We start from the raw sequence: 22,108 nt of genomic DNA, 5'->3' as shown, positions 1-22,108 counted from the left end.
CGATGAGCCAACCTGTTACTTCCGCCGCCTACCCGTGGTACTTTCGCCCCCTCAACTGGCTGCTGCTGGGGCTTTCAGCCCTGCCGCTGGAGGTGCTCTATGGTTTCGCCCGGCTTTTGTACTGGCTGATGGCTTACGTGCTGCGCTACAGGCGGCGGGTGGTGTTGGGAAACCTACGCAACTCATTTCCGGAAAAGTCGGAGGTAGAAATTGAGCACATTGCCCGGGGCTTTTACTGGCATTTTGCGCAGGTTATCGTCGAAATTCTAAAGCTGCGCACGATTTCGGCGGCCGAGCTACGGAAGAGGGCCGTGATAGAGAACCCCGAACTGCTGGAGCGCCTGTTTGCCGAAAACCGTCAAGTGCTGGTGCTGGGCTCGCACGCCGGCAACTGGGAGTGGATTCTGTCGGCCGGGGCGCTGGTGTTCCCAAACCGGGCCGGGGGCGTGTATAAGCCGCTGACCAACCCGTTTTTCGAGGCGTTTATGCTAAAGTTGCGCAGCCGCCAGGGAGCCGAGCTGGTACCCATGCTCAGCACGTTGCGCAATCTGGTAAAACAGCGGGGCCGGGGCCGTGCCCTTAGCCTGCTCTCCGACCAGGCCGCCGGCCCCGAGGACCATCCGTACTGGACCGATTTCCTGCACCAGGACACGCCCTTTTATACCGGTGCCGACAAACTGGCGGCCCAATTGGGCTGCGCGGCCGCCTACGTGGGCATCCGGCGGGTGCGGCGCGGCTATTACCGCATTACCCTCATGGCCCTCCACGACGGGCAGACCACGCTGCCGCCCGAAGAACATCAGCTTACCGAAGCCTTTGCCCGCCTGCTGGAGCGCGACATTCAGGCCAGTCCCCCCGACTACCTCTGGAGCCACCGCCGCTGGAAGCATAAAAGAGAAGCTAGAAGTTAGGAGTCAGAAGGTAGAATACCGCTCACTATTTCCTTTCCAAGATAATGAACGGTATTCTACCTTCTGGCTTCTGGCTTCTAGCTCCTAGTTTCTTCCTTCTTCCTACAGATACTGCTCGATGTCGCCGGCACCTTGGCGAATCAACTCGAAGTCATCGTTGGTGCAGTCGATGATAGTGCTGGGAATGTTGTTGCCGAAACCGCCATCGATGACCAAATCGACCATGGCGCGGTATTTCTCGAAAATTAAGTCGGGATCTGTCACGTACTCGTCCAGCGTATTTTCGTCTTCACGTACCGAGGTACTCATAATGGGGTTGCCCAACTCCCGCACCAACTGCAGAATAATAGGGCTGTCGGGGATGCGAATGCCCACGGTTTTGCGCTGCTTGCCGCCTTGGCGGGGCGCTTTCGAGCTGGCTTCAAACAGAAATGTAAACGGCCCAGGCAAGGCGCGTTTTAGCACTTTATAGATGGGCGTAGTGATGCCGTGGGCATAGTCGCTGATATGCGACAAATCGTGACAGATAAAGCTAAGGTTGGCTTTCTCGGGGTTGAGGCCCTTAATGCGGCATACCCGCTCCACCGCTTTGGCATTGTGAATGTCGCATCCAATACCATAAACTGTATCGGTGGGGTAAATGATGACGCCACCTTTGCGGATGACATCCACGGCCTGCTGAATGCGGTTGAGGGGCGGGTTATCGGGGTGGATGCGGAGCAGCGTGGCAGACATAGGCAGGGAGTAAGGGAATGAAGAATGAACGGCCGGCCAATTTCAAGAGGTAGCCAGCTAGACTCGCCAAGGTAACAGCCGAGGCGGTAAGGTGCTATTGTTTTCGGAAAAAGCAGGGGTTTTATTGCCTGGCCACTGGTTTGCAGCCGGCCTGAAACACCAACGAGCCCCGGCTATTGGGCTTGTCGTCACCCAAAACTTATGAGAAGCGCCGGCCGGTAGGCCGGCGCTTTTTTTAGTGCTCCTCGCGCGGCAGCTGGGCGGCCAGCTCTACGCCCTCAACGAGGTAACGCAGATGCACCATTCCCAACCAGAGGGTCTGCCAGCCTGGTGGCCCATCGCCAGCCCTACCCAGGTGTCCACCGAGCCCTGCCAGGGCATAATACACTTCTCGCACCGTCTGCAGTAGCCGGCTCCGCTGGCTGCGCAGCACACTCAGATAGAGCGCCGACAAGCCCGCCGTTTCTGCGGGCGCATCGGGCCGCTGACGACTATGTTCACGCAAATCCACCAGGGCCAGGGCCACCACGCTGAGCAGGGCCACGGCCGCAAACAGACGGGCAGCCGTGTGCAACTGCAGCCGCTCGGCCCCCAGGCCCGTTTTCAGCGCCTTATGAAAGTCCTCCATCAGCCAGCGGCTGGCGTACTGTTGCGCCCGTTCGCGGGCCTGGGGGCCGTTTAGCACGACGTCGTCGCACAGCAACAGCCATTCCAGCTTACCCCCTGGCTCCCAGACCCGCACCACGCTGGCGGTCACCGGTGGCCCTTTGCCGGCACTGGCGCCCGGCCGTTGGGGAGCACGTAACGCCAGCCCCGGACAGTAGCTCACCTGCAAATGCGCCAGTCGGGCCGCCTGGCCCGGGCGGGCCCGTAGGGGCAGTTCCATTTGCCCGGCACTAGGCTGGGCCCGGGCCACGGCAAACAGGGTGGCGGCGGATCCGCCGGCAGCCGCTGCCAGGCCCCGGTCCTGCGCGGCGCGCACCACAAACCCTAGTCCTTGCTGCTGGCACTGATACAAATGCGCATAGATGTCGGCCCCGCGGTCGGCCACGACGACCCAACGCCCCTGCGACGGTGGGGAGCCAATGGCGCGCAGGCTCTGCGCCCACAGATCAGACTCGCGGGCCCGCCCCTGCCGGGAACGGGTGCCACCGTGCGGGTGCGCCTTCTCAGCGGCAGAGCGTGCCTGGCGCACATAAAATTGCTGATCCAGCAGTCCCAGCAGCGGCAGCGGTGGGCGCGTCGCCGCGCTTGGCTCGCTGCCGCCGCCGGGCCAGCGGGCAGCCACCAACGAGTGCAGTAGTACGCCCTGCTCGCCACTCACGTTGGCCCCAACCGGTCCCAATCCGGCCCGGCGGGCAGTGGCCGGGGCCCAGCGTAGCTGCGTGGTGTCTTCCAGCAGCAAGTAGGTACCTGCTTGCTGCAACTGCTGCAGAACCAGTGCCCGGTGTGGCCCCTGCAGTGTATCGGGGGTGGCCGCCGCACTGCCCAGCAGGTGGTAAGCAGCCTTGCCGGCATACGCCGAACCGGCTCCCAGCCGGGGGATACTGGCGCCGGGTTGGCGGGCCCATCCGGCCGCCAGTGTGCACACGCGCCGGGTACGGCGTACATCGCCCAATGGCACACCGCCAAAATGGGTCTGTGCCCACCGGCCGGCATCACAGAAATGTTGCGAAATACTCATCTCCTAAAATACGCCCAACCACCAAAAAAAGCGCTGACCATCAGGTCAGCGCTTTTTGAGTTTTGGGTAACGACAAGCTATTGGGCCGGGGCTCGTTTTTAGCGCTAGTAGTGAGTTGCCAGTGTTCGGGCAATTTTATGCCTGACAACCAGCAGCTACCACGTCTACTACTGCTTGCTTACCTTGTGCGAGGTCAGGGTTTCGCCATCCTGCACCAACACCACATAGTTGCCAGCCGGCAGGCTACGCAGGCTGAAAGTGCCCTCGGCGGTAGCGGTGCCTTTTAGCACAGTACGGCCCAATAGGTCGGTTACCGTAACGGCCGCCTTGGTGGCGCGGCCGGCTACGCGAATCGTCAGCTGGTCGGCGGTAGGGTTGGGGTACACCAACACGTTGCCGGCTTTCAGTGCCGAACTGGTGCTGGTAGTCGTGCCGCTACGTAGCGAGAAGTTGTCGACGGCCAGCAGGGCGTCGGTACCGCCGTCGTTGGTGTCCTTGAAGCGGATCCACATGGTCCGGCCGGCGGCCCAGTTCAGGCCCGTAATGCCCGCCGTTACGTTGGCCGAGTTGGCGGCAGCATTGCCATCAAGCGGGGTGCCGCCCGTGTTGCTGTTGGCTACTTCTATCACGTTCAGGGCGGGCACTGCCGTCCAGGTACCAGTGGACAGGCTGGTCGCGTCGAGGCTGTACTCGAAGGCCAGCACCTCCGTAATATCGAGGGCCGAGCCCGACTTCCACTGCTCGGTGCGGAAGGCAATAGTGAGGCTGGTAACGGCCGCGCTGCTGCCGTTAGTGAAGGCCGCGCCAAAGGCGGGTACCGTGCTGCCGGAGGCAATGGAGCCCAGTGCGCGGTCGGGGTCGTTATTGGAGCCCACGTTGTATACGCCGCCCGAAATGGCGTCGCCGATGGTGGCGCTCAGGTCGAGGGGCGTGTTTGCGGCGCCGGTGCCCGAGAGGCGCACGGCACCCCAGCCAGCTGGGTACGTAACGCCGGCCGTACCCATGCCGTCGAAGTTTTGGGTGTAAGCCGCCGTGCCGTTGAAGCTAACGGGCGTAACGGTTTGAGCGGTGGCGGCGGTGGCAGCCAGGCCCAGCGCGAGGCCCAACAACGAGCGGAACCGGGAAGAAGAAGTGTAAGCGTGTTGCATGGGACAATAAATTGAAGAGTGAAGGAACAGAAGACGTACTTTTGAGCCCTAAAGATATCAGTTTATGGCCGTAGGTTGCAACACGTACCCGACCTCGACCATGTTGTTCTTGTATTAACTCGTCCCGCCACATGGCCACCTCCCGCATTGAAGAATATAAGGCTAGCGCCGAGCGCCGCCGCAAACGCTTTGCATACATTACTGGCATCTTCGGCCTAGTACTCATTACCTTCTCCTATTATTTCTACCAGGTTTTCTTTCAGGCCAACATCGAAACCAAAGGCCGGCCGACTTACGTGACCATCCGCCCCGGCTACACGAGCCGGCAGGTACTCGACTCGATTGAAGCCACCGGTGTGGTGGTCGACCGGCTCAGCCTGCGCTTTGTGGCCCGGGCGATGAAGTACGATCAGCTGGTGAAGCCCGGCCGCTACGAGCTGAAGGACGGCTACACCAACCGCCAGCTCATCGGCGATTTGCGCACCGCCCGTAACCGCCTGCCCCTGCGCCTCACCTTCCAGAGCCTGCGCCTGCGCCAGGATCTGGCCAACCGCCTGGCCACAACCATCGACGCCAAGCCCGCTACGTTCGATTCGCTGCTCACCTCGCCTGCTTATACCAAAGCGCTGGGCTTCGACACGCTGAGTATTCTCACGATGTTCATCCCGAACACCTACGACCTGGCCTGGAATACCTCGGCCGAGAACCTCATGCAGCGCATGAAGAAGGAGTACGACAAGTTCTGGACGCCGGCCCGCGACGCCAAGCGCCAAGCGTTGGGCCTGAGCCGCGCCGAAGTGAGCGTGCTGGCCTCGATAGTAGAAGCCGAGCAGCAACAGCACGCCGACGAGCGGCCCCGGGTGGCGGGCGTGTACCTCAACCGCCTCAAGCGCGGCATGAAACTACAGGCCGACCCCACGGTGGTATTTGCCAACCAGGATTTCACCATCAAGCGGGTGCTCAACAAGCACCTGGCCATGGATTCGCCCTACAACACCTACAAATACAACGGCCTGCCGCCGGGCCCCATCAACCTGCCCAGCATTGCCAGCATCGATGCCGTGCTCAGCCCGGAGGAGCACAACTACCTCTATTTCTGCGCTAAGGAGGATTTCAGCGGCTACCATGCCTTCGCCCGCAACGAGCAGGAGCACCTTGTAAACGCCCGCCGCTACCAAGCCGCCCTCAGCCGAAATGGCATTATGAAATAATTGTTGGTGCCTGGAGCTTAGTTGTTCGTGCTTAGTGATGATGAAGCTGTTTACAAAGTTGTCTTTTTACGAGTGTGTCATCCTGAGCGCAGCGAAGGACCTTATCACGACTGAGCCGCCATTGTGCCGCCATGGTAAGGTCCTTCGCTGCGCTCAGGATGACAGAATTTTTGACTTTCTAAACAGCTTCGATGAAACGTTACCTACAGCCCTATTTACGAAGCCCGACCAACTAAGCTCTAAGCACTAAGCATGTACTCCTCCGACACCCACATCCGCGTGCGGTACGCCGAAACCGACCAGATGGGCTACGTGTACCACGGCAACTACGCGGCCTATTTCGAGGTCTGCCGTACCGAGGCGTTCCGGCAATTGGGCATCAGCTACAAAGACCTGGAGGCCGATGGCGTGGGCATGCCGGTGGGCGAAATCCGCACCCGCTTCCGCCGGCCCGCCCGTTACGACGACCTGCTCACCGTGCGCCTGTTATTGCGCCAGCCGCCCGAAGGCAGCCGCATTCTGTTCGAGTACGAAATCTACAACGAGGCGCAGGTGTTGCTTACCGAAGGCCATACGCTGATGGTATTCGTGAGTATGGCCAGCGGCCGCCCCGTGCCCATCCCGGCCGACATTGCCGCCAAGCTGGCCCCGTACTTCTCCGACGACGAAACTGCCGGGCCACTTACGCCCCCCGCAGCCCCCACCGACCCACCCGCGCCGGCCGCGTTTTTGAGCTAGGGTGAGTGCCAAACGGGTTTTACAATCAATCCGTAACTTGCTGGCCTATATGCTTCCTGCCTTCTAACCCCCCAAACGTGAGGTCTCCCGTACGCCGGTACCATTTGCCCGATGTGCGCCGCCGCCGCTCGTACCGGCGCTTCATTGTGTGGCTGAAACGGCTGCGCTTTGCCCGCGGCCGTGCCTCGGTTTATGATGTGGTGGTGCAGCTGCTAAAGGAAATCAAGCTCGATGGCATTGCCAAGCGGGCCAGCTACATGGCCTTCAACTTCACCATTGCCATCTTTCCCACCATCATCTTCCTGTTCACGCTCATTCCCTGGATTCCGATACCCCACCTCGATGAGGACATCCTGCAGTTCCTCTCCGACCTGATTCCGAAGGAGATGTACCGGGCTATTTCGGGTACTATCGAGGACGTTGTGACCATTCAGCACGGCGGATTGCTCTCGTTCGGTTTTGCCACGGCCCTCGTGCTCAGCTCCAACGGCCTCATGGCCCTGCTTGATGCCTTCGAGAAGAAGTACCCCAGCTTCAAGAAGCGCACCTATATTCGTAAGCGCGTAATTGCCACGTTGCTCACCGTGGTGCTGGCGGCGGTATTGCTGGTGGCGGTTACAGGTATCTTCTTTGGTACCTATATCATTGACACACTGGTGTACAGAGAAATTGTGCCGGAGGCCCTCAACGACCAGATGACGAGCGTGCTGCGCTACGGCTCGGTGGTATTCCTATTCCTGCTCACCACCAGCCTCATCTACTACTACGTGCCCCCGGTACACGACAAATGGCCGTTCGTGTCGGTGGGGGCTATTGTGGCCACGCTGCTTATTTTCCTGGTGTCGTTCCTGTTCATCCTCTACGTCAAAATCTTCGACAGCTACAACCACTTTTATGGTTCGGTGGGCACGCTCGTGGGCTTCATGGTGTGGCTCGATTTCGTGTGCATGACCCTGATTCTGGGCTTTGAGGTAAACGTGAGCATCGACGCTGTAACGGGCGGCTTTGGCCGGCCGGGCTTTTTTACCCGCCGCCGCCGGCCGGTTGTCAAAATAATTAACCCCTGATTGTGAGTTGGGTAGCGCCTGCCGAAAGAAAAATTTCGCTCTGCGCCTTGTTCATTTCCCAATCGTTTCTACTTTTGCCATCCCAAAGCACTCAGTTGGGGTCTTACTAGAGAGGTGGCAGAGTGGTCGAATGCGACGGTTTCGAAAACCGTTATACCGGCAACGGTATCGGGGGTTCGAATCCCCCCTTCTCTGCTTTTTTGAGTGAGAAATTGAAAGTGAAAAATTGAAAATCTGCCTGACGAGCTTAGTCTATTGGCCTTAAGCAGGATTTTTAATTTTTCACTTTTAGTTTTTAAGTGACCCTAGAGGAGTGGCAGAGTGGTCGATTGCGACGGTCTTGAAAACCGTTGAGGGTTACACCTCCGGGGGTTCGAATCCCTCCTCCTCTGCAAACAGTGCCTCCGGTCCACCCGGTTGGCGACAGATTTTTCTAAAGCTCTCCGGCCGGCGCCGGAGAGCTTTTTTTTTGTTTTCAGATTAGCTTGCTGATCAGGTTGATTGGGGGATTGATCGGAGTTATATTTGTGTTAAATGGCTTTTTCAGGCCAAAACGGCCTCTTATTTGCTAAGCCGCTGGCTGTACTTTTTTCGCCTCTATGTCCGAAGTCCTGTTTGATGTGAACCTGCAACAGCTGCCCGACGAGTTCCTGACGGGCGTGTGGCGGGTGGCCAGCCGGGTACTCAACCAAACCGACCCTGCCAGCTTACTAGCCTGCGCTGAGCAGCTGGCGCTGGAGCCGGGCCGGGTGCGGGTGGAGGGCGCGGGCCAGCACGACCAGGGAAACTGGCTGGTGCAGCGCGATACGCTGCTCAACCGTCCGTATCTGGCGCTGGAACTAGGCCAGGAGCAGACCCGGGCCCTGGTAACGCGGCTGCGCCGTTCCCGTACTGGCACGGAGAGCCAGTTGAATCTGTATTTCCAGTCAGGTATGGAAATGCAGCTCACACAGCCCTAGGTTTTTCATCTGCTTTTTGCCCGCTTGCCCATGGCTCCCGCCACTCTTCGCCCTACGCCCGCCGACTTCAGCTTTCTGGCCGAACTTATCCCGCAGCTTGTGTGGACAACCGACGCCCGCGGCTACCATACCTACTTCAACCAACGCTGGACCGATTATACGGGCTACACGCTGGCCGACAGCGTGGGCGACAATATGTGGAACAACCTGCTCGACCCCGACGACCAGCAACGGGCCCGGCAGCGCTGGGGCCACTCGCTCGAAACCGGCGAGTTCTACGAGATTGAGTATCGGTTCAAGAGCAAAGAGGGCGACTACCGTTGGTTTTTGGGCCAGGCCTTGCCCGTGCGCGACGAGGCCGGCAACATTACCAAGTGGTTCGGTACCTGCACCGACATCCATGACCAGAAAATGCAGGAGCTGGCCCTGCGCAAGCGCGAGCAGGATTTCACGACGCTGGCCAACACCATTCCGCAACTGGCCTGGATGGCGGATGCCGACGGCGCCATTTTCTGGTACAACCAGCGCTGGTTCGACTTTACCGGCACGCAGCTGGTGCAGGTGCAGGGCTGGGACTGGCAGAAGGTTCACCACCCCGAACATGTTGAGCGGGTAACGACCGGCTTCCGCCAGGCCGTAGCTGAGGGCCACGATTCGTGGGAGGATACATTTCCGCTCCGCCGCCATGATGGCGAATACCGCTGGTTTCTGAGCCGGGCGCTGCCCATCCGCGACGAAGCCGGCAACATTGTGCGCTGGTGCGGCACCAATACCGACATTACTGACCAGAAAGAGCTACAGGAGCAGCTGGAACGCGCCTATTCCGACCTCGAGGCTAAAATAATGTTCCGCACCCTCGACCTGGAGCGCGAACTGCAGGAACTGCGCCAGCAGAAGGGAGCGTAGACCCAGAACATCCTTCTTCACTCTGGAGGATGTTCTTGCTTTACACCTTATTGCCCCTCCTATCACTTGGTTAGCTTGACATCGAGAAAGTATGCGCCGTGGTGCACAAGCTGGGTGGTGTTGGCGCCGGTGTTGAGCAGGGCTACGGCTACGTCGCCTTTTTCGGGTTGCGGTGGGGGCCGGCACCCCGACTACCGTAGTGCAGGGCCAAAACGAGCTTACCGACAGGTTGACGCCGGCCAATGCCCGGTGGTAGCAGTAGTGTTGGGCCAGTTCGGTCCGCTCCGAAAGATTATGCTGGGGCAGCAGAGCGCCAAGTAGCAGCATACTTCCCAATAGCCGAGTCACCACCATTTTCAGCACAGCAAAGGTAGCGGGCCGGGTGCCGGCTTATTTGTTGCAGCGCTTATTTGAGTGAAATTTGGAATCAATCTGAGTGACCGAAGGTGACGCCGGCAACTAGGGGCAAGCTGTGCGCGTAAGGCAGGCAGCCTACGGTTGAGCATACTGCCCGGACCAGACTCGCTTATTGCTTATGCTGAAAAGGTACTTCTGCGCAGTTCTGCTGCTAGCCGGGCTGCTGCTGGCCTCGCGCCCGGCCGCCGCCTACTCCGTGCTCACCCACCAGGCCCACGTCGATTCGAGCTGGGTGCCCTGCCTGCTGCCACTGTTGCAGCAGCGCTACCCCGGCGCCACCGACGACGAGCTGCTGGAGGCCAAAAGCTACGCCTACGGGGGCTCCATTCTGCAGGATATGGGCTACTACCCCATGGGTTCGGAGCTCTTTACCAACCTGACCCACTACGTGCGCAGCGGAGACTTCGTGCGTAACCTGCTGGGCGAGGCCCGCAACCGCAACGAGTATGCCTTCGCCCTCGGGGCACTGTCGCATTACACAACCGACCTCGACGGCCACCCCGAAGGCACCAACCGGGCCATGGCCGAGGTTTACCCCGAGCTGAAGGCTAAGTTTGGCAAGTCGATTACCTACGAGCAGGCCCCCGGTCAGCACACGCAGCTCGAGTTTGCTTTTGATGTGGTGCAGGTGGCCTCGGGCCGCTACCGCAGCTCGGATTATCAGCGCTACATCGGTTTTCAGGTGAGCAAACCGGTGCTGGAGCGGGCCTTTCTGAAAACCTACGGCCTGGAGCTGGGGCAGGTGATTTTCAACGTCGACCTAGCTATCGGCTCGTTCCGGTTCGCGGTGCGCAACCTGATTCCGATTGCCAGCCGGGCCGCCTGGCAGACTCAGAAGAAGGATATCCGCAAGCTGAGCCCCCAGGCCCGGCGGCGCGAATACGTGTACAAGGATAGCCGCCACGAATACGAAGAGCGCTATGGCCACACCTACGAACACCCCGGCTTCGGGGCCCGGGTGCTTTCGTACTTTATCCGGGTGCTGCCCAAAATCGGCCCACTCAAGCCTTTCGCTTTCAAGGTGCCCACGCCCAAGGGCGAGCAGCTGTTTAAGGCCAGCTTCCGGCAGGCGCTAAAAAACTACTGCGCTCTACTCCGGCAGCAGCCGCGCGATACCGTAGCCGCTATTCCGCCGCTGCCCAACCGCGACTTCGATACCGGCAAGCTCACCCAACCGGGCGAGTATGACCTGACCGATAAAACCTACGGCGAGTGGCTGCGCAAGCTGGAAAACAAGAAGTTTGAGTACCTGACCGCCGAGCAGAAAAAAAACCTGCTGACTTTTTTCGAGCATCCCGAGAAAGTAGCCGTTGGAGCCGGCGACGACAACGACCAGGATATGAGCGAGAAAAAAGGGGAGCGGGAAGAGGCCAAGGAGCACGCGCAGTTGCTGGAGGCCCTGGAAGCCCTGCGGGCCGCCGCACCGGTCGATGTTGCCAAGCCTTAGTTCGTCAACCACTCAACTGCCGCCCCCTCGTCCAGAAACAGACGTAGCGCGTAGGCCGAATGCGCCTGAGCCGTGGCCGTGGCAGCCTGCATGCCGCGGTCGTGCTCCAGTACATCGGCGCGGGCGGGTGAAAGCAGATAGGCGACGTGTAGCGTAGCCGGAGCAGTTTCGGCTGCCACAGCGGGCAGCAGGGTAGTGGCCACCCAGCCTGAGGAAGCGGCATCCAGCTCGGTACGGCGGCGCACATCTACCAGCCAGCGGGCGGCCCCGCGGCTGTAGCTCATTTCGCGGGCGGTCCGGAATCCCTCCTGAATTTCAGCAAATGATACGGCCCGCAGCCACCGCACCACCAGAGTGGCCAAATCGGGGCGGTAGGACAAGCTCAGATAGTCGGAAATGAGAGGAGGGGCAGAAAGCATAACTGCAAAACTATACTTATCCCGGGAATATTCTAAGGTTGAGCTTCGCCGCTCTGTACCAACCCGCTACTGAGACGGCGGAGGATAATTTCGGCCTGCTTGGCTTGGTAGCGGATATCGAGCAGGCGGGTTTCGGCCTGTAGCTGGGTGCGCTGGGCCTCGCGCAGCACCAGCGGCGTGAGCAGCCCCAGGCGGTAGCGCTCCAGGGCAATAGCCACGTTTTCGCGGGCCAGCAGAATATTGGATTCCTCCAGTTCGAGCAGCGCCAGCCGGTTCTGGTACTGGGCAAATGCCTGTTCGGCATCAGCATCAAGCTGCAGCTGGGTCTGGTCGAGCTGCAGGCGCGTTTGCTCCTCCACAATGCGCGCGTTCTGCTCCAGGCGGTTGCGGTTGAAACCGTCGAAAATCGGCACCGAGGCTACTACGCCGTAGTTGAGGCCGTAGGTGCGACCGGTGGTGGTCACGAGCTGGTCGCCGAAAAAGGACGCGTTGTTGATGTTGCGGTTAAAGCCGTAACCACTCGTCAGGCCCACGCGGGGGTAGCGCGAGGCTCGCACCAGCTTACGGTCGAGGGTGGCTATTTCGGTGTTGAAGCGGGCTTGCTGGAGGCGCGGATTGCGCTGGCGCAGAGCGGCCAGCACCTCGTCGCGGGCCAAGTCACGGGCCACTACAATCGAGTCTTGAGGCAGGAAATCGAGGCCGGGCGCCCGGCCGATGAGTTCATTAAGGTTGATTTTAGCCGTTTTCAGCGCTTCCTGCTGCTGAATCAGGGCCGAGCGGTCGGCGTTGTAGTCTACGCGGGCCGTCAGCACTTCCACCTTGGCACTCACGCCCACGTCCACCCGCGCCTGGGTCAGGTCGATGCGGGCCTGCCCGATTTTGAGGGCCTCTTCGAGTGAGTTTATCTTGCCCGACTCGCGAACCACCACGAAATAAGCGTCCATCACGGCGGCCACGGTTTCCTCCACCGTCGCGCGCGTCAGCTGCTGCTGGCTTTGCTCGATAACCTGCAGCCGGTCGTAGGCGACGAACATGCCCAGACCGTCGAAAATGGTCCAGGTAGCGGCCACGTTAGCTTGCAGCTGATTTGATTTGGCTCCGTTGGCGATGCTGGGCTCGGGCCGGGCCCCGGACTCCTGGCGCACATTGTTGCGGTTGAAATTGCGCACGAGGTTGCCGTTGACCACCGGCAGCTGCCCTGCGTTGCCGCGGGTCACGTTGTTTTCAGCTACCCGCACATCCTGTCGCGAAACCAGGATAGTGTAATTGCCCTCCACCCCCAGCCGGATGGCCTCGGCCAGCGTGAGGGGCGGGGCCGGGGCCACGGTTTCAGGCTTTTCGGTCTGAGGCTTGCTCTGGGGCTTCTCGGTGGTTTCGCGGCGCGAAGGCAGCACCGGCTGCTGGGCCAGCGCGGGCAGGCCGGTAGTCAGCAAAAGCAGCGGCAGGAGCAGGGAACGGGAGGACATTCGGGGGGAAATAGATAGAAAACCGGGCAGATAGTCGAAAGGCACGGATAGCGTTACGCCGCCACCTTTTCGGGCTCGGGGGCGTGCTTGTGCTTTTTGGCCGTGGCGAAATACGAGTACATCACCGGCACTACGTACAGCGTGAGTACGGTAGCGAAAAACAGACCGCCCACCACGCCAATGCCCATGGCCCGGCGGCTCAGGGCGCCCGCACCGGTAGCCATGGCAATGGGCAGAATACCCAGAATGGCGCAAAGCGAAGTCATCAGAATTGGCCGGAAGCGGGCCGTAGCGCCTTCTACCAGCCCGCTCATGTAATCCATTCCCTGCTCCACTTTCTGGTTGGCAAACTCCACGATGAGGATGCCGTTTTTCGTTACCAGTCCGATGAGCATGATGATGCCGATCTGCGAGAACAGGTTCAGCGTCTGGTTGAAATACCACAAGCTCAGCAGCGCCCCGCTCAACGCCAGCGGCACGGTTATCATGATGATAACCGGGTCGCGGAAGCTTTCGAACTGCGCGGCCAGCACCAGGTAAATCAGCACCAGCGCCAGCCCGAAGGCGAACAGCAGCGACGAGGAGCTTTCCTCAAAGTCGCGGGAAGCGCCGGCCAGCTCGGTGGCGTAAGTGTCGTCGAGGGTTTTGTCGGCAATGGCGCGCATGGCGGCAATACCGTCGCCCAGCGTCTGGCCCGGAGCAAGCGAGGCCGAGAAGGTGGCCGCGTTGTAGCGGTTGAAGCGAAACAGCTGGGGCGGGGTGCTGCTTTCCTCCATATTAATCACGTTATCCAACTGCACCAGCTCACCGGTGCGGCTCTTCACGCTCAGCAGCCGCACGTCGAGCGGCTGGCTGCGGTCTTCGCGCGCCACCTGCCCGATAATCTGGTACTGCTTGCCGTTTTTGATGAAGTACCCATAGCGCTGCCCGCTCAGGCTGGCCTGCAGCGTCTGCGAAATATCCTGCACCGACACACCCAGACTCTGAGCTTTGTCGCGGTCGATGTTCACGCGCAGCTCGGGCTTGTTGAACTTCAGGTCTACATCTACGAACTGGAAGGTGGGGTCGAGGCGGGCGGCTTCCAGGAACTTAGGCACGGCCGTGCGCAGCTTCTCGAAGTCCTGGGTTTGAATAACAAACTGCACCGGCAGGCCGCCGCCGCCGCCCGAGCCGATGCTCTGATCCTGGCTAACAGAAGTGCGGGCAGCCGTAAGGTTTTTCACGCCCGCCGAAATGGCATCAGCCACCTGGCCTTGGGTGCGGGGGCGGTTTTCGGGTTCCTTCAGCAGTACCCGTGCAAAGCCCGAGTTAGCTCCGCCCGACCAGCCCGGCGAAGTCACGGTGAAGATGCTGCCCAAATCGGCACCCGCCGAATCGATGGCGAGCTGGTTGAGTTGGGTGATATACTTGTCCATGAACTCATAGGACGCTCCTTCGGGGCCGGTGGCATTCACGTTCACGCGGCTGCGGTCTTCCACCGGCGCCAGTTCCGACGGAATGACGCCCATAAAGTACCAAGTGCCCAAACCTGTGCCGGCCACCACCAGCCAGGCCAGCCAGCGGTTGCGCAGAAACGTCTGTAAACTGTCGCGGTAGCCATTAACGACGCGCTGAAAGAAGGGCTCGGTTTTGCGATAGAACCAGTTGTGCGTTTCCTCGCGCTTGAGCAGACGCGAGCACATCATGGGCGTGAGCGTGAGCGAAACGAAGGCCGAAATCAGCACCGAGCCGGCCACCACAATGCCGAACTCGCGGAACAGCCGCCCGGTAATACCCGTCAGGAACACCACGGGCAGGAACACGGCCGCCAGCACCACCGTGGTGCTCACTACGGCCAGCAGAATTTCTTCGGAACCCTTAATGGAGGCCTCGCGGGGCGATTCGCCGGCCTCGATGCGGGTGTAGATGTTCTCCAGCACCACAATGGCATCGTCAACCACCAGGCCGATGGCCAGCACCACACCCAGCAGTGTGAGCACGTTGATGGAGAAGTCGAGCAGGTACATCACGAAGAAAATACCAATCAGCGACACCGGAATGGCCACAATGGGAATGAGCGTGGAGCGCCAGTCGCGCAGAAACAGGAAGATGACTACGACCACCAGAATAAAGGCCTCAATCAGCGTCTGCTTCACCTCATCAATCGACTGGCGGATGAACACCGAGTAGTCGATGGCGGGCTCAATTTTGAGGTCGGCGGGCAGGTCTTTACCGAACTGGGCCACGCGCTTGTTGAACTCGTCGGCAATGTCAATCTGGTTCGAGCCGGGCTGCGGAATAACGGCCAGCGCCACGCCCGGCACGCCGTTCACGCGGAACAGGGTCTGGTCGTTTTCGGCGTACAGCTCAGCGTAACCGATGTCCGACATGCGCACGAGCGAGCCTTCATCGCGCCGGATAACGAGGTTGTTGAACTCCTCGACCGTGGTGAGGCGGCCCATGGTGCGCAGCGTGAGCTGGGTGGCCTGGCCCTGCACCGAGCCGCTGGGCAGCTCTACGTTTTCGCGGGCCAGGGCCTGCTGCACATCCACCGGGCTCACGCCCAGGGCCGACAACTTCACCGGGTCCAGCCACAGGCGCATGGAGTAGCGCCGCTCGCCATACACCCTTATTTCCGACACGCCGGGAATAGTCTGGAGCCGCTCGCGCAGCGTGTTAATGGCGTAATCGGTGAGCTCCAGCAGGTTGCGTTCTTTGGAAGTCAGGTAGCTCAGCACTACGGGCTGCGAGTCGGCGTTGGCCTTGCTTACGGTGGGCGGGTCCATGTCGCGCGGCAGGCGGCCCTGCACCCCCGACACCTTGTCGCGCACATCGTTGGCGGCCGTTTCCAGGTCGGCATCGAGGTCGAATTCCACCCGGATACTGGCCCGGCCGTCGCGCGAGTTGGAGGTCAGGTTCTTGATGCCCGGCACGCCGTTAACGGCCGCTTCGAGCACCTCCGTCACCTGGGCCTGAATCACGTCGGCTGAAGCACCGGTATAGGAGGCCGATACGCTGATGATGGGCGGGTCGACGCTCGGGTACTCGCGCACGCTCAGGTACCGAAACCCGATGACGCCGAAAATGACAATCACCAGGCTCATTACCAGAGCGAGGACGGGACGGTTGATACTGGTTGAAGAAAGACTCATGGCTTATTTCACGCAGGGTTTCGCAGTGGGTGGCGCAGGGTTTCGGGGTGGTCATTTACTCGGGACCTCCACAAAACTCTTGCTCTCCGCTGCGGGGAATCTATTTGGTAACCCGAACGGCGTCGCCGGGCTTCACCTGCAAAATGCCGGTCCGAATTACGGTGTCGCCCACGGCCAGGCCGTCGGTTACCTGGATGAGCTGGTTGGAGCGCAGGCCGATGCTGATTTTGCGGGGCTCCATTTTGCCGTTTTTCACCAGGTACACGCTATAGCCGGCGGCTTCGGGCACCACGGCTTCGGTGGGCACCTGCAGGGCACCTTCCGTCTGGCCAAGCTCCAGGTTCACCTTTACAAAGGCGCCGGGGCGCAGCTCGTTGTTGGTGTTGGCGTAGCGGGCGCGCACAGTCTGGGTGCGGCTCACGGGGTCAATCTGCGGGTCGAGGGCGTATACTTTGGCCTGATATTTCTGGCTGGAACTCTCGTCGGTGATGGTCACGGCCTCGCCCACGGCCACCTGCCGGGCAAAGCGTCCGGGCACGGCAAACTCCACTTTCACCGGCCTCACTTTAGAAAGCGTGGTGATTTCGGTGCCGGGGCTCACGTAAGTGCCCACGGTGGCCGTCGTCAGGCCCAGCACCCCATCAAACGGGGCCCGGATGGTTGATTTGGCCAGCGTGGCCTGCAGCGCCCCCAGCTCGGCGCGGGCCGTGAGCACCTGGTTGTTGGCCTGCTCGTACTCCTGGGCACTGATGTACTCCTTATCGAGCAGCGTGCGCTGGCGCTTCTCCTGATCCTGGAACAGCTTGATGTTGTACTGCTGCTTACGCAGCGCGGCCTGAATATCGGCCGAGTTGATGCTCACCAGCACCTGGCCCTTACGCACGGGCTGGCCCTCGCGCAGGTTGAGGCTGGTAATCTTGCCAGCCACTTCGCTCTTGATAACAACGGCTTCCTCGGCCAGTACCGAGCCGGTGGCGGCCACCGCGTCGGCGAGGTTGGTCGCCTTCACCACGTATACTTCCACTGGCAGGGCAGGACCAGCCTTGGCGGGGCCACCAGCGGCGTTTTTGCCCTTGCCGCCCGCTCCTTTGCCGCCTTTGGCCTCGGGGGCCGGGAAGTACTTCATTTTAGCAAAAACCAGCCCGGCCACTACGGCCAAAGCCAGCAGCAGCCACAGTATCCGGCGGCCGGCTCCGCTGGTGCGGGTCGGGGCCACCTGGGGCTCTTCTTCTAAATATTCCTGAGTTTGCATGAACGGCAGCTGCGCTTACCGGTGCTCCCTTACCTGGGCTGCCCGTCGCATGTACCACAACGCGCTGCCCCGGTTGCAGGTTTAAAACTGCCGGCACCGGGATAGATAATGGGGGTAAGACACCGATTCGGCCTCTGGGTTGCGCGGCCGGTAGCTTGGTTGGCCGGCAAACCGCTCGGGAGCCCCGAATTGCGCTATTTGCGCTGGCAGCGGTTGCCGGCCTCAAACAATCCCTTCCCATTTCAGTGGTTCAGTACCTTCTCCCCGCTTAGCATCTCACTTTATATGGAGCAGCGTAATTTCTTTCAGGAAGTGCATGAAGTAGTGCGGCTGGTGCCGGCCGGGCGGGTAACCACCTATGGGGCTATTGCCCACTACCTGGGGTCGCGGCGCGGGGCCCGCATGGTGGGCTGGGCCATGATGGCCGCCCACACGGCCAACGAATACGTGCCGGCTCACCGCGTCATCAACCGCAACGGGCAACTTACGGGCCGGCAGCATTTCGCCACGCCCACCGCCATGCAGGAAGCCCTGGAAGCCGAGGGCCTCCTGGTCATCGACGATGAGGTGCAGGAATTTAAACGGCTGTTCTGGGACCCGGCCGCGGAGTTGGAATAAGCCGGTTAGTGGTTAGTGAATGACGTTCTTTCACTAACCACTAACCACTAACCACTAACCACAGAGCGTGGGGCGGTGGTCATTACCTGCCGGATAGCGCCCAGCACCTCTTCGGGGCTGGCATTTTTGAGCAGGTAACCGTGGGCGCCTTCGGCCCGCAGCGAATCAATCAGCTCAGGCTCATCGTGCATGGATATGATGATGGAGCGCACCTGCGGGTACTGGCTGCGTAGCAGCCGCACGGTCTGCAGGCCGTCGAGTACCGGCATCTGCAAATCCATCAGAATGACTTCTGGAATCTCGCCCTGGTCGAGGTGTTCGAGCAACTCCTGGCCGTCGCCGGCTTCAAATAGCACCTCCATACCAGGAAAGCCACTAATGAGGGCCCGCAGCCCCTTCCGGAACAGAATGTGGTCGTCGACAACGGCTAGGCGGATGGAAGGTGTGGTCATACCAAAGGAAGAACGGAGGGCGAGGAGGGAACAAGATAGGGTAGTGGCAGCGAAATATTGACCGTAGTGCCTTGGCCAGGAGCCGATTCGTGCTGCAAGGTACCGCGGAGCACACCAACCCGGCTCCGCAGGTTAGTCAGGCCCAGGCCGGTGCGGGCGCCGGGTAGTGGCGGCTGGTCGGGCTGAGTGGGGTCGAAGCCAATGCCGTCGTCGGAGTAGCGGAGCGTAAGCTCCTCGTTGCCAAATACCACCACTAGTCGAATGTTGCTGGCGTGGGCGTGGCGCAGGCCGTTGCCCAGCAACTCCTGCACAATGCGGTACACAATCAGTTCGTAGCGGGCATCGAGGCGGCGGGGCGTGCCGGTCTGCTCAATACCAACCCGGGTGGGGCCGTCGGCCGGAATGGTGCGGGCCAGGGCTTCGAGGGCGAAGGGCAGCCCGAATTTCTGCAGGGCCGCCGGCAGCAGGTTGCGCGAAATGCGCCGTACCTCGTTAATGGCCTGGTCGAGCAGCAGCGTGGCCTCGTGGGTGAGGGCAGGTTGGTTGAGCGTGTTGAGGTGGAGCTTCACAATGGCCAGCGTGGTGCCTACGCCGTCGTGCAGGTCGCCGGCAATGCGGCGGCGCTCCTCCTCCTGGGCCAGCAAAGCAGCCTCCAGCGCCTGCTGCTGGCCGGCCTCGTGCAACTCCTGCATCTGCTGCTGCTGCAGAATAAGCCGGCGCTGGTAGCGTACCACGAAGCCCACCACGCCCAGGGCCAGCAGCAGCAGAATAGGAGTGACGAGAATGAGCGGAAGCAGCGCGTCGGGCATGGGAAGGGGCGGCCAGCAACCCGGCCAGCCGGGTGAGCGGGCAAGATACCGATTTAGCCGACCAGATGCAGCGGCAGCACCCGGTAGCGCCAGTTTTTGGTAGGCGGCCGCCACCCCAGCCTAAACCGCAGCCACCGCGGCAGCGCATGGCGCGGCGTTACGCCCATCGGAAAGAGCGTGATGAGGTGCAGCAGCAGGCCAAACTGAAGGGCGCGCAAGAATGGATAAAACCAGAGTGCTGAAATACCATTGTATTTTTGATCAAAGTGTATGATAGAATTGCTGAGCCAGCTGTAGCGGGATAAATCCTGGCCGATAAACATGAGCAGCGAAGAAGAATAGTAAATACCTACGATAAAGCAAAAAATAAAAACCGGGCTTTGGAACGGTGGAATTAAATAGTCGTGGCGTATCATTTGGTTCAACTGCCGGAAGGCCATGAAGACCAGAAAGCAATTGCCTACTGTCCGACTGAGCGTGTTTATATTGGTGATAAATCCATCAACCCATATTGCGCTTATAATAGCACTGGCAAAAAATAAGAGCCAGCCTGTTTTCAGCCAATTTTTGGTGCTATCAGATGCTAAGCTAATAAATATTACTGTTAACCAAGTAACATCGGAAAAAGTTGAAATATGAAAGCCAAATATATTGTTATGTAGTACTTTTTTGGCAAATGTATTAAAAACATAGAAAAAAGAATCACACCACAGATAAGCTACTAAAGGCCGGAAAACAGGGGTGACTTTCGTTCTGCGGGCCCACATTGTCCCTAGTACTAGTAGGCTAATACTCTCCCCAATATGTAGGAATAGGGAAATGCCACTATACCAGGTCATGGCCGATGGTTAATTTAATGTACTGCCAGGGTCGCACACAGCCGGACACTTGCTGGTCATATCCCCCACGATGCCATCATCGTATATCGTCTCCCCATTAGCTCCTAAGCGCGGTACGATGTCGTGGCCGTTCTTATCAACTCCGACAACTAATATCTGCGACTCATCGGGTTTGGTCAGGTCCGTCTTTGATTTCTTCAGACCCATGTAAAACCGCAGGCCCACACAGCCTTCCTGATTTTTAATCCTATCGAGCAGCTTGTTGCCGAAGTAATAGGCGTTGATGCGCTTACGGCCGGCTACCTCCGCTTCGGTAAGCGCTTCGCCGCGGTAGTTGGCTGCCCAAGCGGCTGCCTCGGCTACCGGGATGGGGGCGCCGGCATCAGGATTGAATCCGGGGATGGGGTTGTTTGGGTGCATCGGAAGCGCAGTAAGGCAGTAAGAAAGACGAAGTAGAGCAGTGGTTGAATAGGCTGATTACCGGAAACAGTTACGGGAGTTGCGTTTCAACTGGTCGTACCAGCAGAAAAGCCCGGCTAAGCAGTACCGATAGTAGTAGTAGCGAGGCCGAACTAAACAGGTAGATAAGCCGCATATGAAACTCGTCGTTGAGCGCAATAAAGTAATTCGTAACAAGATACAATACGATAGTTCCGGAAAGGTATATAATAATACCTGCGGTGGCAACGAACATCGGAATGAGGTGAATACGTGTTCTTCCTAGTTGGATTATATTTTTATCAAGAAATAACAGAGCCAGATAGATAACTATGATGCTTTCCATTAAGTTAGTGTACGAATTGATTCGTTGCAATCCTTCCAGCCAGCCAGAGTCTATTAAAGCAAAGAGCATAAATATCGAAGCAGCTATTTTTATATTTTGCTTGATTTTTATGTCGACGAATTCATCATGATATATCTTGATGAATAACAAAGATTCGCCAATAGTCGACAGGTGGAGAACGAATAGATTATAGCTAAAAACGTAAGTGCCGATACGCGCGAACAAAAACATAGCGAACAAATAGGCCGGCAAATAAGCCATTGTCTGCATGCCTCCACGTAAACTTTTCTTTCTGTATTTGGCTAAGATGGCGGGTAGTAGCATACTGGTGTAAGCTACTGCATCCGCTACTTCACTTAATGCTCTGATCCAGGGAGGAGTTGCCTGAAGAATTTGAAGCAGCATCGTTAGCTATTGAGAATATTCCCTGAGCTACAGCATGGTGGACACGGTACATGATTGATGCTCACGCGCACCGAAGGCTCCGCTTCTTCAACTAGGTTTTCAGCATCCATGCGCTGCAATTCTGTCGGCGCAGCGGGCAGCATATCGTGGTCGTTAGCATCGTAACCGACCAAAACCAGCTGGGGTTGGCCGGCGTCGTCCAGACCGTAGTAGGAGCGCACACCCACGCAACCCTTTTGACTCAAAATGCCCTGCAGGGTTTCGGCCGATAAGCAGTGGGCTTTGATGCCGTTCGGATTCTGGTTACGGTAGTTGCGGGTCCAGGCGCTGGCCTGCTGCAAGTCGTTGTTCGTCATCGGTGCAATGGAAGAGAGGGGGCAGAAAAGTCAAATATAAGCGGAATGCTATAATTTAATGTTCAGCCCGGGTTTAGGTAGAATGGCCTATTCTTACCCAAAGTCGTCGGTGTCCTCCTCGTCTTCCAGATTTTCGAAAACCTGGTCAATGGCTTGTTCGGCCGAGCGGAGTTTGAGCTTGCAGAGGCGGATGAGTTCGGCCGAGCGCTGCACCCGGCTCGTGAGGTCGTCCACGTCCACGGCATCGGTTTCGAGGGCCCGCAGAATGGTTTCGAGTTCTTCGATGGCCTGGCGGTAGGTAAGTTCTTTTTCTTTGGGAGGCATGTCAGAAGGGGCGAAGTTGGGGAGTTAGTG

Annotated in this window: 22 protein-coding genes and 2 tRNA genes; 10 read left to right on the top strand and 14 right to left on the bottom strand. The window is 59.3% G+C overall.

Features of this window, described 5'->3' with window-relative positions:
- Window positions 1-2: 2 nt before the first annotated feature.
- Complete coding sequence (locus BLW21_RS09490) at window positions 3-911, top strand: lysophospholipid acyltransferase family protein (RefSeq protein ID WP_245711856.1); 909 nt, start codon at window positions 3-5, stop codon at window positions 909-911.
- 102 nt (window positions 912-1,013) lie between these two features.
- Here the strand turns inward: BLW21_RS09490 and BLW21_RS09485 are convergent, their stop codons facing one another.
- The 3 genes from BLW21_RS09485 to BLW21_RS09475 all read right to left on the bottom strand — a co-directional run bounded on the left by BLW21_RS09485 (window position 1,014) and on the right by BLW21_RS09475 (window position 4,478).
- Entirely contained in the window at window positions 1,014-1,646 is a 633-nt protein-coding gene (locus BLW21_RS09485) for an L-threonylcarbamoyladenylate synthase (protein ID WP_092739343.1), read from the bottom strand.
- A 235-nt stretch (window positions 1,647-1,881) separates the two neighbouring features.
- Window positions 1,882-3,330, bottom strand: coding sequence for an IS4 family transposase (locus BLW21_RS09480; RefSeq protein WP_092739341.1), 1,449 nt, complete (start codon window positions 3,328-3,330; stop codon window positions 1,882-1,884).
- 167 nt (window positions 3,331-3,497) lie between these two features.
- Window positions 3,498-4,478 carry a T9SS type A sorting domain-containing protein gene (locus tag BLW21_RS09475; protein ID WP_092739338.1) on the bottom strand — a complete coding sequence of 327 codons (981 nt, stop codon included), beginning with the start codon at window positions 4,476-4,478 and terminating at the stop codon, window positions 3,498-3,500.
- 131 nt (window positions 4,479-4,609) lie between these two features.
- Between BLW21_RS09475 and mltG the strand changes: the two genes are divergently transcribed.
- The 8 genes from mltG (at window position 4,610) to BLW21_RS09430 (ending at window position 11,223) form a co-directional block, all read left to right on the top strand.
- Complete coding sequence (gene mltG, locus BLW21_RS09470; RefSeq protein WP_092739336.1) at window positions 4,610-5,689, top strand: endolytic transglycosylase MltG; 1,080 nt, start codon at window positions 4,610-4,612, stop codon at window positions 5,687-5,689.
- A 252-nt stretch (window positions 5,690-5,941) separates the two neighbouring features.
- Window positions 5,942-6,427 carry an acyl-CoA thioesterase gene (locus BLW21_RS09460; RefSeq protein WP_092739332.1) on the top strand — a complete coding sequence of 162 codons (486 nt, stop codon included), beginning with the start codon at window positions 5,942-5,944 and terminating at the stop codon, window positions 6,425-6,427.
- 77 nt (window positions 6,428-6,504) lie between these two features.
- Window positions 6,505-7,494 carry a YihY/virulence factor BrkB family protein gene (locus BLW21_RS09455; RefSeq protein ID WP_092739330.1) on the top strand — a complete coding sequence of 330 codons (990 nt, stop codon included), beginning with the start codon at window positions 6,505-6,507 and terminating at the stop codon, window positions 7,492-7,494.
- Between the two features lie 108 nt (window positions 7,495-7,602).
- Window positions 7,603-7,689: transfer RNA gene (locus BLW21_RS09450), tRNA-Ser, on the top strand.
- Between the two features lie 112 nt (window positions 7,690-7,801).
- A tRNA-Ser gene (locus BLW21_RS09445) sits at window positions 7,802-7,886 on the top strand.
- Between the two features lie 207 nt (window positions 7,887-8,093).
- Window positions 8,094-8,453, top strand: coding sequence for a hypothetical protein (locus BLW21_RS09440; RefSeq protein WP_092739328.1), 360 nt, complete (start codon window positions 8,094-8,096; stop codon window positions 8,451-8,453).
- A 30-nt stretch (window positions 8,454-8,483) separates the two neighbouring features.
- Window positions 8,484-9,359, top strand: a complete 876-nt coding sequence (locus BLW21_RS09435; protein ID WP_092739326.1) for a PAS domain-containing protein — start codon at window positions 8,484-8,486, stop codon at window positions 9,357-9,359.
- 535 nt (window positions 9,360-9,894) lie between these two features.
- Entirely contained in the window at window positions 9,895-11,223 is a 1,329-nt protein-coding gene (locus tag BLW21_RS09430; RefSeq protein WP_092739324.1) for a zinc dependent phospholipase C family protein, read from the top strand.
- Here BLW21_RS09430 and BLW21_RS09425 read toward each other — a convergent pair.
- The 4 genes from BLW21_RS09425 to BLW21_RS09410 all read right to left on the bottom strand — a co-directional run bounded on the left by BLW21_RS09425 (window position 11,220) and on the right by BLW21_RS09410 (window position 17,491).
- On the bottom strand, window positions 11,220-11,642 hold the full coding sequence (locus tag BLW21_RS09425; protein WP_139255147.1) for a hypothetical protein: 423 nt from the start codon (window positions 11,640-11,642) through the stop codon (window positions 11,220-11,222). The two genes, BLW21_RS09430 and BLW21_RS09425, sit on opposite strands and share 4 nt — an antisense overlap.
- Before the next feature lie 32 nt (window positions 11,643-11,674).
- Window positions 11,675-13,108, bottom strand: a complete 1,434-nt coding sequence (locus BLW21_RS09420) for a TolC family protein (RefSeq protein WP_092739320.1) — start codon at window positions 13,106-13,108, stop codon at window positions 11,675-11,677.
- A gap of 53 nt (window positions 13,109-13,161) precedes the next feature.
- Window positions 13,162-16,239 (bottom strand): efflux RND transporter permease subunit, encoded by a 3,078-nt coding sequence (locus BLW21_RS09415; RefSeq protein WP_092739318.1) that lies wholly within the window; start codon window positions 16,237-16,239, stop codon window positions 13,162-13,164.
- 100 nt (window positions 16,240-16,339) lie between these two features.
- Window positions 16,340-17,491: an efflux RND transporter periplasmic adaptor subunit gene (locus BLW21_RS09410; protein ID WP_092739316.1), complete on the bottom strand. Its 1,152-nt coding sequence runs from the start codon at window positions 17,489-17,491 to the stop codon at window positions 16,340-16,342.
- A gap of 285 nt (window positions 17,492-17,776) precedes the next feature.
- Between BLW21_RS09410 and BLW21_RS09405 the strand changes: the two genes are divergently transcribed.
- Complete coding sequence (locus tag BLW21_RS09405) at window positions 17,777-18,109, top strand: MGMT family protein (protein ID WP_092739314.1); 333 nt, start codon at window positions 17,777-17,779, stop codon at window positions 18,107-18,109.
- Window positions 18,110-18,156: 47 nt separating this feature from the next.
- On the opposite strand, the gene BLW21_RS09400 is transcribed toward BLW21_RS09405, so the two are convergent.
- From BLW21_RS09400 to xseB, 7 genes are all read right to left on the bottom strand, one after another.
- Window positions 18,157-18,561 (bottom strand): response regulator, encoded by a 405-nt coding sequence (locus tag BLW21_RS09400; RefSeq protein ID WP_092739312.1) that lies wholly within the window; start codon window positions 18,559-18,561, stop codon window positions 18,157-18,159.
- Window positions 18,558-19,370 (bottom strand): sensor histidine kinase, encoded by an 813-nt coding sequence (locus tag BLW21_RS09395; RefSeq protein ID WP_092739310.1) that lies wholly within the window; start codon window positions 19,368-19,370, stop codon window positions 18,558-18,560. The genes BLW21_RS09400 and BLW21_RS09395 overlap by 4 nt, the downstream gene beginning before the upstream one ends.
- A 53-nt stretch (window positions 19,371-19,423) precedes the next feature.
- On the bottom strand, window positions 19,424-20,209 hold the full coding sequence (locus BLW21_RS21120) for a hypothetical protein (protein WP_139255146.1): 786 nt from the start codon (window positions 20,207-20,209) through the stop codon (window positions 19,424-19,426).
- A 9-nt stretch (window positions 20,210-20,218) separates the two neighbouring features.
- The gene (locus BLW21_RS09385) at window positions 20,219-20,629 is read right to left on the bottom strand and encodes a hypothetical protein (RefSeq protein WP_092739306.1); all 411 of its coding nucleotides are present in this window, start codon (window positions 20,627-20,629) and stop codon (window positions 20,219-20,221) included.
- A 70-nt stretch (window positions 20,630-20,699) separates the two neighbouring features.
- Window positions 20,700-21,398 carry a hypothetical protein gene (locus BLW21_RS09380; RefSeq protein ID WP_092739304.1) on the bottom strand — a complete coding sequence of 233 codons (699 nt, stop codon included), beginning with the start codon at window positions 21,396-21,398 and terminating at the stop codon, window positions 20,700-20,702.
- A gap of 2 nt (window positions 21,399-21,400) precedes the next feature.
- Window positions 21,401-21,754, bottom strand: coding sequence for a hypothetical protein (locus BLW21_RS09375; protein ID WP_092739302.1), 354 nt, complete (start codon window positions 21,752-21,754; stop codon window positions 21,401-21,403).
- A gap of 93 nt (window positions 21,755-21,847) precedes the next feature.
- Window positions 21,848-22,078 (bottom strand): exodeoxyribonuclease VII small subunit, encoded by a 231-nt coding sequence (gene xseB, locus BLW21_RS09370; RefSeq protein ID WP_092739300.1) that lies wholly within the window; start codon window positions 22,076-22,078, stop codon window positions 21,848-21,850.
- Window positions 22,079-22,108 lie beyond the last annotated feature (30 nt).

The organism is Hymenobacter psychrophilus (assembly GCF_900107135.1).
Lineage (GTDB): Bacteria > Bacteroidota > Bacteroidia > Cytophagales > Hymenobacteraceae > Hymenobacter > Hymenobacter psychrophilus.
This window is presented reverse-complemented; position numbering and strand designations above follow the sequence as displayed.